13 protein-coding genes are annotated in these 13,279 nt (G+C 60.7%); 10 read left to right on the top strand and 3 right to left on the bottom strand.

Annotated features, from left to right (window positions below; genetic code table 11):
• Positions 1-6 precede the first annotated feature (6 nt).
• From rlmN to HWW83_RS11480, 10 genes are all read left to right on the top strand, one after another.
• Positions 7-1,203, top strand: a complete 1,197-nt coding sequence (gene rlmN / locus HWW83_RS11525) for a dual-specificity RNA methyltransferase RlmN (protein WP_142075904.1) — start codon at positions 7-9, stop codon at positions 1,201-1,203.
• A 97-nt stretch (positions 1,204-1,300) separates the two neighbouring features.
• Positions 1,301-2,050: a type IV pilus biogenesis/stability protein PilW gene (gene pilW / locus HWW83_RS11520; protein ID WP_033644344.1), complete on the top strand. Its 750-nt coding sequence runs from the start codon at positions 1,301-1,303 to the stop codon at positions 2,048-2,050.
• Positions 2,040-3,014 carry a cytoskeleton protein RodZ gene (rodZ, locus tag HWW83_RS11515; RefSeq protein ID WP_033644090.1) on the top strand — a complete coding sequence of 325 codons (975 nt, stop codon included), beginning with the start codon at positions 2,040-2,042 and terminating at the stop codon, positions 3,012-3,014. The genes pilW and rodZ overlap by 11 nt, the downstream gene beginning before the upstream one ends.
• Positions 3,015-3,061: 47 nt before the next feature.
• Positions 3,062-4,183 carry a flavodoxin-dependent (E)-4-hydroxy-3-methylbut-2-enyl-diphosphate synthase gene (ispG, locus tag HWW83_RS11510; protein ID WP_016929756.1) on the top strand — a complete coding sequence of 374 codons (1,122 nt, stop codon included), beginning with the start codon at positions 3,062-3,064 and terminating at the stop codon, positions 4,181-4,183.
• Between the two features lie 139 nt (positions 4,184-4,322).
• A complete protein-coding gene (hisS, locus tag HWW83_RS11505; protein WP_025303909.1) occupies positions 4,323-5,597 on the top strand; it encodes a histidine--tRNA ligase in 1,275 nt (424 codons plus the stop codon).
• A gap of 13 nt (positions 5,598-5,610) precedes the next feature.
• A complete protein-coding gene (locus HWW83_RS11500) occupies positions 5,611-6,231 on the top strand; it encodes a YfgM family protein (protein ID WP_033635592.1) in 621 nt (206 codons plus the stop codon).
• 11 nt (positions 6,232-6,242) lie between these two features.
• On the top strand, positions 6,243-7,424 hold the full coding sequence (gene bamB, locus HWW83_RS11495; RefSeq protein ID WP_176589307.1) for an outer membrane protein assembly factor BamB: 1,182 nt from the start codon (positions 6,243-6,245) through the stop codon (positions 7,422-7,424).
• A 255-nt stretch (positions 7,425-7,679) separates the two neighbouring features.
• The gene (gene der, locus HWW83_RS11490) at positions 7,680-9,170 is read left to right on the top strand and encodes a ribosome biogenesis GTPase Der (RefSeq protein WP_004941442.1); all 1,491 of its coding nucleotides are present in this window, start codon (positions 7,680-7,682) and stop codon (positions 9,168-9,170) included.
• 99 nt (positions 9,171-9,269) lie between these two features.
• Positions 9,270-10,226 (top strand): AEC family transporter, encoded by a 957-nt coding sequence (locus HWW83_RS11485; protein WP_176589306.1) that lies wholly within the window; start codon positions 9,270-9,272, stop codon positions 10,224-10,226.
• A gap of 13 nt (positions 10,227-10,239) precedes the next feature.
• Positions 10,240-10,461, top strand: a complete 222-nt coding sequence (locus tag HWW83_RS11480) for a zinc ribbon domain-containing protein (protein WP_004941446.1) — start codon at positions 10,240-10,242, stop codon at positions 10,459-10,461.
• Between the two features lie 4 nt (positions 10,462-10,465).
• Here HWW83_RS11480 and HWW83_RS11475 read toward each other — a convergent pair whose 3' ends face one another.
• From HWW83_RS11475 to HWW83_RS11465, 3 genes are all read right to left on the bottom strand, one after another.
• On the bottom strand, positions 10,466-10,807 hold the full coding sequence (locus HWW83_RS11475) for a protealysin inhibitor emfourin (protein ID WP_016929750.1): 342 nt from the start codon (positions 10,805-10,807) through the stop codon (positions 10,466-10,468).
• Positions 10,807-11,832 carry a M4 family metallopeptidase gene (locus HWW83_RS11470; protein WP_033644087.1) on the bottom strand — a complete coding sequence of 342 codons (1,026 nt, stop codon included), beginning with the start codon at positions 11,830-11,832 and terminating at the stop codon, positions 10,807-10,809. The genes HWW83_RS11475 and HWW83_RS11470 overlap by 1 nt, the downstream gene beginning before the upstream one ends.
• A gap of 62 nt (positions 11,833-11,894) precedes the next feature.
• Complete coding sequence (locus HWW83_RS11465; RefSeq protein WP_033651630.1) at positions 11,895-12,965, bottom strand: LacI family DNA-binding transcriptional regulator; 1,071 nt, start codon at positions 12,963-12,965, stop codon at positions 11,895-11,897.
• Between the last annotated feature and the right edge of the window lie 314 nt (positions 12,966-13,279).

The raw sequence follows: 13,279 nt of genomic DNA, 5'->3' as shown, positions 1-13,279 counted from the left end.
ATCATTATGTTAGAACCCATCACGTCCGAGCACACCGTGTCTGAAAATAATTCGCTGACTACCCCCTCCGTTAACGTGGAGCAACCGGCTGCGGCCAAAATCAACCTGCTGGATCTGAACCGCCAGCAAATGCGCGAGTTCTTCGCCGAAATGGGCGAGAAACCGTTCCGCGCCGATCAGGTGATGAAGTGGATTTATCACTACTGCTGCGACGATTTCGAGCAGATGACCGACATCAACAAAGTCCTGCGCGGCAAGCTGCAGCGCGTGGCGGAAATCCGCGCGCCGGAGGTGGCGGAAGAACAGCGCTCGGCCGACGGCACCATCAAATGGGCGATCAAGGTGGGCGATCAGCAGGTCGAAACCGTGTACATCCCGGAAGCCGACCGCGCGACGCTGTGCGTCTCCTCGCAGGTGGGTTGTGCGCTGGAGTGCAAATTCTGTTCGACGGCGCAGCAGGGCTTCAACCGCAACCTGCGCGTGTCGGAAATCATCGGCCAGGTGTGGCGCGCGGCGAAAATCATCGGCGCGCTGAAGGTGACCGGCCAACGCCCGATCACCAACGTGGTGATGATGGGCATGGGCGAACCGCTGCTCAACCTGAATAACGTGGTGCCGGCGATGGAAATCATGCTGGACGACTTCGGCTTTGGCCTGTCCAAACGCCGCGTGACCCTGTCTACCTCCGGCGTGGTGCCGGCGCTGGACAAGCTGGGCGACATGATCGACGTGGCGCTGGCCATTTCGCTGCACGCGCCTAACGACACCATCCGCGATGAGATCGTGCCGATCAACCGCAAGTACAACATCGAGACCTTCCTGTCCGCGGTGCGTCGCTACCTGGAGAAATCCAACGCCAACCAGGGGCGCGTCACCGTCGAGTACGTGATGCTGGATCATATCAACGACAGCACCGACGATGCGCATCAGTTGGCGGAAGTGCTGAAAGACACGCCGTGCAAGATCAACCTGATCCCATGGAACCCGTTCCCGGGCGCCCCTTACGGCCGCAGCTCCAACAGCCGGGTGGACCGTTTCTCCAAGGTGTTGATGGAATACGGCTTTACGACTATTGTTCGTAAAACCCGCGGTGACGATATCGACGCCGCCTGCGGGCAACTGGCGGGTGAAGTGATCGACCGTACCAAGCGTACCCTGAAAAAGAAAATGGCCGGGGAACCTATCAGCGTACGGGCGGTCTGAATCCTATAGCACCTTTTTTGTTATCTAACAGCCTGTTATGCGAGATGTTGACGCTAATGGGCGTTAGCTGACGGCCGATAAGGAAATGAATGCGGGCATGAAGCTGAAACTGTGGGGTGTGTGGCTGGCGGTCGGGTTGTTGGCCGGGTGTTCCGGCTCATCGCCGGAAAAGGAAGCACAGGTCGCTGAGGCGGGCCAGACGCGGTTGCAGCTGGGGCTGGAGTACCTGCAGCAAGGTGACATGGACGCCGCGCGCCAGAACCTGGAAAAGGCGCTGGACGCGGCCCCGCAGGATTACCGCACGCAGTTGGGCATGGCGCTCTACGCGCAGCGGATCGGTGAAAACGCCGCGGCCGAACAGCGTTATCGGCAAGCGCTCAAACTTGCGCCGGGCAATGGCACCGTACTGAATAATTACGGTGCGTTTCTTTGCAGTTTAGGGCAGTATGTACCGGCGCAACAGCAGTTTAGCGCTGCGGCGCTGGCGCCCGATTATGGTCAGGTCGCTGACAGCCTGGAAAACGCAGGTTACTGTTTTCTCAAGGCCGGACAAAACGATGAAGCGCGCACGCTGTTGAGCCGCGCGCTGAAAGTCGATCCGGACAAAGGCGCTCCGCTGTTGGCGGAGGCCGAAAAGCAATTTGGAGAAGGGAAGCGCGCCCAGTCGCAACTTTTATTGGATGTTTATCAGCATGTTCTGCCGGCTAGCGCCAGCAGCTTATGGTTACAGATTCGTTTCGCCGCGTTAGCCGGCCGTCAGGATAGCGTTCAACGCTATGGCAAGCAGTTAGCGCGAAGTTTTCCACAATCCAAACAGTACCAGCAGTTCTTAGCTAATGAATACTGAAGCCTCCCAAGATAAAACCGTATCCATGACGACGGGCCAGCGCCTGCGTCAGGCCCGTGAGCAACTCGGGCTGAGCCAACAGGCCGTTGCAGAACGCCTGTGTCTCAAAATGTCCACCGTGCGCGATATCGAGGAAGACAGCGTGTCCGCTGACCTCGCGTCCACCTTCGTGCGCGGCTACATCCGTTCCTACGCCAAGCTGGTGCATTTGCCGGAAGACGAACTGCTGCCGATGCTGGCCAAGCAGGCGCCGTTGAAGATGGCGAAAGTGGCGCCGATGCAAAGCTTCTCGCTGGGCAAGCGCCGCAAGAAACGCGACGGCTGGCTGATGAGCTTCACCTGGCTTATCGTGTTCGTGGTGATTGGCCTGACCGGCGCCTGGTGGTGGCAAAACCACAAGGCGCAGCAGGAAGAGATCGCCACCATGGCCGATCAATCCTCGGCGCAGCTTTCACAGAATAACGAAGGGCAGTCCGTGCCGCTGACGGACGGCAACGCCGACGCCGGCACTAACGTGCCGTTGACCGACAACAGCGCCGCGCCGGCCGATACCGGCGCAGCGGCTCAGGCGCCGGCGGCGACCGCCCAGACGCCGGGCGCGGCTCAGCAACAGCCTGCCGTGGTGTCGCCAAGCCAGACCACCCTGCCGGAAACCGCGCCGGCGGCGCAATCGCCGCTGCCGACCGCCGATGCGGGCGTTGCTGCGCCGGCGGCCGATCCGAACGCGCTGGTGATGGACTTCTCCGCCGACTGCTGGCTGCAGGTGACCGACGCGAGCGGTAAAACGCTGTTCAGCGGCACCCAGAAGCAGGGCGGCAAGCTGAACCTGACCGGCACTGCGCCGTACAAACTGACCATCGGCGCGCCGGCGGCAGTACAGATCCAGTATCAGGGTAAACCGGTTGATTTGAGCCGGTTCGTTAAGTCAAACCGTGTTGCTCGCCTGACCGTCGCCGCGCAGTAATCGCGCGGCCCCGGTCGTGATGTCAGAGCAGCAATGGAGAGTAAGTAATGCATAACCAAGCGCCCATCAACCGTCGAAAATCTACACGCATTTACGTCGGCAAGGTGCCTATTGGTGATGGCGCGCCGATTGCCGTGCAGTCGATGACCAACACCCGTACCACCGATGTTGAAGCAACGGTTAATCAGATTAAAGCGCTGGAGCGCGTGGGCGTCGACATCGTCCGCGTTTCGGTTCCTACCATGGACGCCGCCGAGGCGTTCAAGCTGATCAAGCAGCAGGTCAACGTGCCGCTGGTCGCCGATATCCACTTCGATTATCGCATCGCGCTGCAGGTTGCCGAATACGGCGTGGACTGCCTGCGCATCAACCCGGGCAACATCGGCAACGAATCGCGCATTCGCTCGGTGGTGGACTGCGCCCGCGACAAGAACATCCCGATTCGCATCGGCGTCAACGGCGGTTCGCTGGAGAAAGATCTGCAGGAAAAGTACGGCGAACCTACGCCGGAAGCGCTGCTGGAATCCGCCATGCGCCACGTGGATATCCTCGATCGCCTCAACTTCGACCAGTTCAAGGTCAGCGTCAAGGCGTCGGACGTGTTCCTGGCGGTGCAATCCTACCGTCTGCTGGCGTCGCGCATCGATCAGCCGCTGCATCTGGGCATCACCGAAGCCGGCGGCGCGCGCAGCGGGTCGGTCAAGTCGGCCATCGGCCTGGGCATGCTGCTGTCTGAAGGCATCGGCGATACCCTGCGCATCTCGCTGGCGGCGGATCCGGTCGAAGAGGTGAAGGTCGGTTTCGATATCCTGAAGTCGCTGCGCATCCGCGCGCGCGGCATCAACTTCATCGCCTGCCCGACCTGTTCGCGTCAGGAGTTCGACGTGATCGGCACGGTGAACGCGCTGGAGCAGCGCCTGGAAGACATCATCACGCCGATGGACGTCTCGATCATCGGTTGCGTGGTGAACGGCCCGGGCGAAGCGCTGGTGTCCACCATGGGCGTGACCGGCGGCCACAAGAAGAGCGGCTTCTACGAAGACGGCGTGCGCCAGAAAGAGCGTTTCGACAACGAACAGATGATCGACCAGCTGGAAGCGAAGATTCGCGCCAAGGCCGCGATGATGGACGAAAGCAACCGTATCACGGTCAACCTGCTGGAAAAATAAGCGTTATCGCTACACGGCGGGCCTGTTGGCCCGCTTGTTTATGCGCCTGAAGGGCGGAAAACCGCATCCGCGTTGAATACCGGGCGGCAAAGTCCCTATAATCAGGTTCATTTTTACAGACAACGGACAGAGAACTCACGTGGCAAAGAACATTCAAGCCATCCGCGGCATGAACGACTACCTGCCGGAAGAAACGGCATTATGGCAGCGTATTGAAGGCACCCTCAAGCAGGTGCTGGGCGGCTACGGTTACAGCGAAATCCGGTTGCCGATTGTAGAGCAGACCCCGTTATTCAAACGCGCGATCGGCGAAGTGACCGACGTCGTGGAAAAAGAGATGTATACCTTCGAAGACCGCAACGGCGAAAGCCTGACGCTGCGTCCGGAAGGGACGGCCGGCTGCGTGCGCGCCGGCATCGAACATGGTCTGCTGTACAATCAGGAACAGCGTCTGTGGTACATCGGCCCGATGTTCCGCTACGAGCGCCCGCAAAAGGGCCGCTATCGCCAGTTCCATCAGCTGGGCGCGGAAGTGTTCGGCCTGCAAGGCCCGGATATCGACGCCGAGCTGATCCTGCTGACCGCCCGCTGGTGGAAAGCGCTGGGCATCGCCGAGCACGTCAAGCTGGAGCTGAACTCCATCGGTTCGCTGGAAGCGCGCGCCAACTACCGCGATGCGCTGGTGGCGTTCCTGGAGCAGCACGTCGAGGTGTTGGACGAAGACTGCAAACGCCGCATGTACAGCAACCCGCTGCGCGTGCTGGACTCCAAGAATCCTGAGGTGCAGGCGCTGCTGAACGACGCGCCGCGCCTGTCCGAGTACCTGGATGAAGAATCCCGTGCTCACTTCGCCGGTCTGTGTGAACTTTTGGCGCAGGCAGGTATCCCATATACCGTTAACGAGCGCCTGGTGCGCGGTCTGGATTACTACAACCGCACCGTGTTTGAGTGGGTGACCACCAGCTTGGGCGCGCAGGGCACCGTCTGCGCGGGCGGCCGTTACGACGGTCTGGTCGAGCAGTTGGGCGGCCGCGCCACTCCGGCGGTCGGTTTCGCCATGGGCCTGGAGCGTCTGGTGCTGCTGGTGCAGGCGGTCAACCCGGAATTCAAGGCGCCGTCGGCTATCGACGTGTACGTCATCTCTTCCGGCGCGGGCACCCAGAGCGCGGCGATGCAGCTGGCTGAACAGGTGCGCGACGCGGCGCCGCAGCTGAAGCTGATGACCAATTACGGCGGCGGCAACTTCAAGAAGCAGATCACCCGTGCGGACAAATGGGGCGCGCGCATCGCGCTGATCCTGGGCGAGAGCGAAGTGGCGGCGCAGCAGGTGGTGGTGAAAGACCTGCGCAGTGGTGAACAAGAAACGCTGGCGCAAAGCGAAGTCGCTGCGCGTCTGGCTTTGATGTTAGGTTAAGGAGAAGGACACCGTGGAAGTCTATACCACTGAAAACGAACAAGTCGACGCACTGCGTCGGTTCTTTGCCGAGAACGGCAAAGCGCTGGCGGTGGGCGTGGTGCTCGGAATTGGTGCCCTGGTTGGCTGGCGTTACTGGCAGAGCCATGAAAACTCCAACATGATGGCGGCATCGCAATCCTATCAGGAAGCCAGCGATCGTCTGGCGGCCGGCAAGCCGGATGACGTGGCTGCCGCAGAGAAATTTGTCCAGGCCAACGGCAATAGCTACGGCGTACTGGCCGCGCTGCAATTGGCTAAGCACTTTGTCGAACAGAATGATTTCGCCAAGGCGGAACAACAATTGGCGCTGGCTCAGGGCCAGACCAAAGACGACAACCTGTTGGCGATGATCGACCTGCGTCTGGCGCGCGTCCAGCTGCAGGAGAAAAAGCTGGATGAAGCGCTGAAAACGCTGGATGGCGTGAAAGGCGAAGGCTGGGCGGCGATGATGCAGGATGTGCGCGGCGATGTGCTGCTGGCGAAGGGCGACGCCAAGGGCGCGCGCGAAGCTTACAGCAAAGGCATTGAGTCCAACGCTTCTCAAGCGCTGCAGGTTCTGCTGCGCATGAAATTGAATAACTTGTCCAGCTAAGGGGAATTCCCATGCAATTGCGTAAAACACTCTTGGTCGGACTGGTTTCCGCTGCCTTGCTGAGTGGTTGCTCGCTGTTTAACAGCGAAGAAGACGTGGTTACCATGTCGCCGTTGCCGAAAGTTGAAAATCAGTTTACGCCGAACAAGGCGTGGAGCACCTCGGTGGGCGACGGTATCGGTGAGTATTACTCCCACCTGCTTCCGGCCTATCAGGACAGCACCATTTACGCCGCCGATCGCTTCGGCATCGTGAAAGCGATGGATGCCGACAGCGGCAACGAGAAGTGGAAGGTCAATCTTTCCGAGAAGACCGGCTTCTTCTCCAGCAACCTGTCTGCGCTGCTGTCGGGCGGCCTGACGGTTGCGGGTGACAAGGTTTACGTCGGCAGCGAAAAAGCGGTGGTTTACGCATTGAACACCGCCGACGGCGCCATCGCCTGGCAGACCAAAGTGGCCGGCGAAGCGATCTCCCGTCCGGTTGTCAGCGACGGCATGGTGTTGGTGCATACCTCCAACGGCATGCTGCAGGCGCTGAACGAAGCCGATGGCGCGGTGAAGTGGACGGTTAACCTGGACATGCCTTCGCTGTCGCTGCGCGGTGAATCCGCGCCGGCCGTCGCCTTTGGCGCCGCCATCGTCGGCGGTGATAACGGCCGCGTCAGCGCCGTGCTGATGCAGCAGGGCCAACTGATCTGGCAACAGCGCATTTCTCAGCCGAGCGGCGCGACCGAAATCGATCGCCTGAACGACGTGGACACCACGCCGGTGATCGTTGACGGCGTGGTCTACGCGCTGGGTTACAACGGCAACCTGACGGCGCTGGATCTGCGTTCCGGTCAGATCATCTGGAAACGCGAGCTGGGTTCGGTGAATGATTTCATCGTCGACGCGGGCCGCATCTACCTGATCGACCAGAACGATCGCGTGGTGGCGCTCAGCACCGAAGGCGGCGTGACCGTGTGGACGCAAAGCGATCTGCTGCACCGCAACCTGACGCCGCCGGTGATGTATAATGGTTATCTGGTGACCGGTGACGCCGAAGGCTATCTGCACTGGGTCAACACCACCGATGGCCGTTTTGTCGCCCAGCAGGAAGTGGACAGCTCCGGCTTCCTGTCTGCGCCGATGGTGGCCGGCGACAAGCTGGTCATCCAGGCTCGCGGCGGGAAAGTTTACGCTTTCACCCGCTAACGCCGCTCGTCGCATCCCTTCTTGCACCCGAATGATTTCGGGTTGCAGCCAGGCGGCAAGCGCATGAGTCCTCGGGAGCTTAGTGAGCTAAGTGACCGAGGCGAAGGTGCGCAGACAACGCCGCTGTGGCGCGAAAGATGAAGGGGAAAACGGCTCCTGAATGTTCAGGGGCCGTTTCGTATTTTATAAGCTGCACCGCTGGTGTCTATCCACAGTGCAGTAACGCATTGATTATTAAGTAATGAGGCTTCAACAATGATACCTGTCGTCGCGCTGGTCGGGCGCCCGAATGTGGGTAAATCCACCTTGTTCAACCGTTTAACCCATACGCGCGATGCGCTGGTGGCGGATTTCCCGGGGCTGACGCGTGACCGCAAGTATGGTCGTGCTGAAATCGAAGGCAATGAATTTATCATCGTCGATACCGGCGGCATCGACGGCACCGAAGACGGCGTCGAAACGCGCATGGCCGGTCAGTCGCTGCTGGCGATCGAAGAAGCGGACATCGTGCTGTTCATGGTCGACGCCCGCGCCGGCCTGATGCCGGCGGATCAGGGCATCGCCCAGCACCTGCGCAGCCGCCAGAAGGCGACCTTCCTGGTGGCCAACAAGACCGACGGTCTGGATCCGGACACCGCCACCGCCGATTTCTACTCGCTCGGTCTGGGTGAAGTGTTCGCTATCGCCGCTTCTCACGGCCGCGGCGTGACCCAGCTGATTGAACACGTGCTGGTGCCGTTCGTGCCGGAAAAACCGGAAGACGTCGAGCTGACCGAGGAAGAGGCCAACGCCGCTTACTGGGCCGAGCAAAACGGCGAAACGCTGGAAGGCGAAGAAGACGAAGAGCCGGAAGAAGCGTTCAATCCGCAGGATCTGCCGATCAAACTGGCGATCGTCGGCCGCCCGAACGTAGGTAAGTCTACGCTCACTAACCGTATCCTCGGCGAGGAGCGCGTGGTGGTGTACGACATGCCGGGCACTACCCGCGACAGCATCTACATTCCGATGGTGCGTGACGAACGCGAATACGTGCTGATCGACACCGCCGGGGTGCGCAAACGCGGCAAGGTGACCGAAACCGTCGAGAAATTCTCGGTGATCAAGACCCTGCAGGCGATTGAAGACGCCAACGTGGTGCTGCTGGTGATCGACGCGCGTGAAGGCATCTCCGATCAGGACCTCTCGCTGCTCGGCTTTATCCTCAATAGTGGGCGCTCACTGGTGATTGCGGTCAACAAGTGGGACGGCATGAGCGAAGAAGATCGCGAGCACGTGAAAGAGATGCTCGATCTGCGTCTGGGCTTCGTCGACTTCGCGCGCGTGCACTTTATTTCCGCCCTGCACGGCAGCGGCGTCGGCAACCTGTTCGAATCGGTACAGGAAGCCTACGAGTGCGCAACCCGTCGCGTAAACACCTCGATGCTGACCAAAATCATGCAGATGGCGGTTGACGATCACCAGCCGCCGTTGGTGCGCGGCCGCCGCGTGAAGCTGAAATACGCCCACGCCGGCGGTTACAACCCGCCGATCGTGGTGATCCACGGCAACCAGGTCAGCGATCTGGCCGATTCGTACAAGCGCTACCTGATGAACTACTTCCGTCGCTCGCTGAACGTGATGGGGACGCCGATCCGCATCCAGTTCAAAGAGGGCGACAACCCGTTCGCCGGCAAACGCAACCTGCTGACGCCGACCCAGATGCGTAAGCGCAAACGCCTGATGAGCCACCTGAAAAAGAGCAAGTAATCGCTCATGAGGGGCGCGGCAGTGATGCCGCGCCCCTTTTTTATTGGCCCGAAATCGTTTTATTATCTGAAGATTACCTCGCCTGTCTGAAGGAACACCATGTCCTGGGAAACCTGGAGTTTTGCGTTCGACGTCACCGTGCCCAATCTGCTGATGATGCTGCTGGGGATCCTGTTGCGCCATTGGCGCCTGATGGATGACCGCTTCGTCGACGGCGCGACCCGCCTGGTGTTCAATCTGGCGCTGCCGTGCCTGCTGTTTTTCAGCATCGCTACCAACCATCCGCAGCTGCTCGGCAATCTGCCGCTGGTGCTGTTCGGCGCGGTCGGCACGCTGGCGACCTTCCTGCTCTTGGAGCTGGCCGCCAAGTGGCTGGTGAAAGAACCGCGTGAGCGCGGGGTGTTCGTGCAGGGCGGGTTTCGCGCCAACACCGCCATCGTCGGTCTGGCCTACGCCATGACCGCCTACGGCAGCGAAGGCATTGCGCTCGCCTCGCTGTACCTGACGGTGACCGTGATCCTGTTCAACATACTGTCGGTCATCACCCTCACGCGCAGCCTGCAGGGCGGGCAGGGCAAGAAAATCAGCCACCTGTCGCTGCTGCGCAGCATTGTCACCAATCCGCTGATCATCGGCCTGGTGTGCGGGCTGCTGTATGCGCAAACCGGGCTGGGTATCCCGACCGTGATCCGCCAAACCGGCAGCTATATCTCCGCGCTGTCGCTGCCGTTGGCGCTGCTGTGCACCGGCGCCAGCCTGGATTTCCGCGCCATGTTCCGCTCGTCCAACGTGGCGGCGCTGTCGTCGGCGGCCAAGCTGTTTCTGGTGCCGTTCCTGATGACGCTGGCCGGCTGGCTGTGCGGGTTTCAGGGGGCGGCGTTGGGCATCATCTTCCTGTTTTCCGCCACGCCGACCGCTTCGGGCAGCTATGTGATGACGCGCGCCATGGGCGGCAACGCCACGCTGGCGGCCAACATTATCGCTATCACCACCGTCGGGTCGTTCTTCACCACCGCGTTGGGGATCTATTTCTTGCGCTCATGGGGCGTGATTTAACCTGGGAGCTGTTATGGATGCGCATTGTCCGCACTGTCGTCAGACCATGAATTGGGTAGCGGGTCACTACCATTGTGCCGCCTGTCAGCGCGATTATCGGCAGCTGGCGAGCTGCCCGGAGTGCGGGCAGCCGCTGCAAGAGTTGAAGGCCTGCGGGGCGGTGGATTACCTGTGCCAGAACGGGCACGGGCTGATCTCCAAAAAACGGGTGAATTTCAGCTATCAGCCGCTGTAAGCCCTCACTCATCCACCTGGCCGGTTTTCCACAAATCCACCAGCGCCTGCGGCGCGCTGCTTTCCGGGATTAACAGCACGATCTCGGTGCTCAGGGTGGGGCTGGTGTAGTTGATCTGTACGCGGTAGTAGCGCTGGTCGCCGCAGCCGGGGGAGTTGGGTTGGCCCTCTTCCTGGGCGTACGGCAGCGTCTGATTCAGCAACTGATTCAGGCGCTGCCGTTGCTCCGGCGTGATATCGGCCAGCGCAATGCGGCGCTGGCCCGCCAGTTTGGGAATGTAGGCGAAGCCTCCCTCGCGCGCCAGCTCAATGACCGTATCCTGATTGAGCGTCGGCAGCGGTTTCATTACTCCACCCCCACCTGATGCCAGGCCTGTTGCACCTTGTCCGCCACGCTTTGATCGAAACGCGCCTGCGCGTGTTTCACCGTGGCGCGGGCGAAGGTGGCGAAGTCGGCGTTTTGCGGCAGCGCTTTGTCGCACACCGTGTCATACCAGACGTAGCCGGCTTTTTCCCAGGCGAAGCCGCCCAGCGCGGTTGCCGCCAGGTAGAACGCGCGGTTGGGAATGCCGGAGTTGAGGTGCACGCCGCCGTTGTCTTCCTTGGTCTGGATGTAATCCTTCATGCTGGCGGGCTGCGGGTCTTTGCCCAGCAGCGGGTCGTCGTAGGCGGTGCCGGGCGCTGACATCGAGCGCAGCCCTTTGCCTTTGATGCCCTTGGCGAGCAGACCGGCGCCGATCAGCCAGTCGGCTTTATCGGCGGTTTGCTGCAGGTGGAATTGCTTGACCAACGAACCGAACACGTCAGACAGCGATTCGTTGAGCGCGCCGGACTGCTGGTAGTAGATCAGCCCGGCTTCGCTCTCGGTCACGCCGTGCGCCAGCTCGTGGCCGACCACGTCGATGGCGATGGTGAAACGGTTGAAGATCTCGCCGTCGCCGTCGCCGAACACCATCTGCTGGCCGTTCCAGAAAGCGTTCTGGTACTCCTTGCCGTAGTGCACGCTGCCGACCAGCGGCAGCCCTTTATTATCCAGCGAATTGCGCCGGTAGGCCTGCCAGAAGAAATCGTAGGTGACGCCGAGATAGTCGTAGGCCTCGTCCACCGCCACGTCGTGGTTGCTGGGCTGGCCCTCCTTGCGCACCTGTTTGCCGGGCAGTTGGGTGCCGTTCTGGGCGTCGTAGATATCGCGGAGCGCTTCGCCGGCTCGGGCGTTTTTCTCGGTCGGTGAACGCAGCGGCTTGTTGCCGAGCAGGCTTTGCACGTGGTTCAGGGTGTGCAGCGCGCAGTCGCGCTGCGGGGCGTTACCGTGTTCAATAATGCGGCGCAGCATGTAGGGAGGAATGACGGAACGCATGCGCTGGGCTGGCATAGTGGCTCTCCTTAGGCAAAAAATTTACCTCATCGAATGAATGCACTGAGCCTAAGTGTAGTCTACTCGTCATAAAGCCTGTGGTTATGCGTGCTCACCGCCGGGGTGGTCTTGTGGGGACTTATGCGCCGCACCGAGGCGCGTACCGCCAACCGGCCATGTAGCAGCAGGTTGCACGGCGGCGCGTCGGCGCGCAGCATGCGCCGCTGCAGCAGCTGGATCGCCTCGTAGCCCAGCTCATCGCGCGGCACCTGTACCGAGGTCAGCGGCACGTCGTGTATTTCCGCCAGGTTGAAGCCATCGGTGCTCATCACCGATACGTCGCCCGGTACGCTCAGCCCCAGCTTGTTGAGCGCCTTGACCGCCCCGACCGCCATGTAGTCGCCGCCGGCCAGGATCGCCGTCGGCAGCGGGGCGCGGTTCAGGTAGGTGCTCAGCGCCTGTTCGGCCTCTTCGCTGCCGAAGCCGGAAGTGGTCACCAGATGGCGGCCGTCGTCGAACGGCAGATGATGCCGCGCGTAGGCCTGCCGGATGCCCGCCAGCCGCAGCTCCATGGTGTGGCGGCGCAGACACTGCAGGTTGAGAATATGGCTGTGCCCCTGCTGGAACAGATAGCTGGCGGAATAGTCGCCGATCAGCTGATGATCCGGCGAGACGCTGTCCAGCCGCATCTGCCGATCGGTGCAGTTGATCAGCACGCAGGGCTTGGGCAGATCGGCCGCCAGGGTATGGATGTGTTCGTCGTCGATGCCGATGATCAGCGCCGCTTCGGTGTGCGGATCGCTCATTTTTTCCAGAAACAGCGCGCCGTCGCTGTGCTGCTCTTCCAGGCCGCAGTAACGGATGCGCACCTCGTGCTGCATCAGTGCGGCGGCGATGCCCTGAATGACCTTGTAGTAGAAGATATCGGTGCGCACGTCGAACGCGCGCTGCGGCGCGAACACCATCACATTGTTCAACATCAGTCGGCCGCTGGAAATGCCCTGTAGAATGCCGTTTTGCTGCGCGCATTCCAGCACCTTGCGGCGCGCTTCGGCGCTGGTGTTGGCCTTGCCCGCCAGCACGCGGGAAACGGTGCTGATCGACAGCCCGGTTTGGCGGGCGATCTCCTGGATTTTCAGCTTTCCGTTCATTTTGTGATCTCCTTCAAATTCGCCCATGAGAATATTTTCACTGCGGCTTTTCAGCACTTTGACTGGATCCTGCGGCCATTATGACTATTTTTTCACCCGCCTGTGAAAATCTTTGCAAAAAACCCCGTTTCGCTGTGCGTGATCGCTGAGTAGTCTGCATTGGTACACCAATTTTAACGACTTGTCAGTCCAATTTTAACGGTGTGCAAAGAAGAAAACAAAAAATAAATCATGGGGTTGTGATGGACTGCCGGCCTGTTATGCGGGCGTTGGCCTGTGTTCACCGTCCCCTTTTGATAGCGCAACGTACCCTA

This window comes from Serratia ureilytica (genome assembly GCF_013375155.1).
Lineage (GTDB): Bacteria > Pseudomonadota > Gammaproteobacteria > Enterobacterales > Enterobacteriaceae > Serratia > Serratia ureilytica.
Note: the sequence above shows the minus strand (reverse complement) of the source record. Positions and strands in the feature narration are given on the sequence as shown.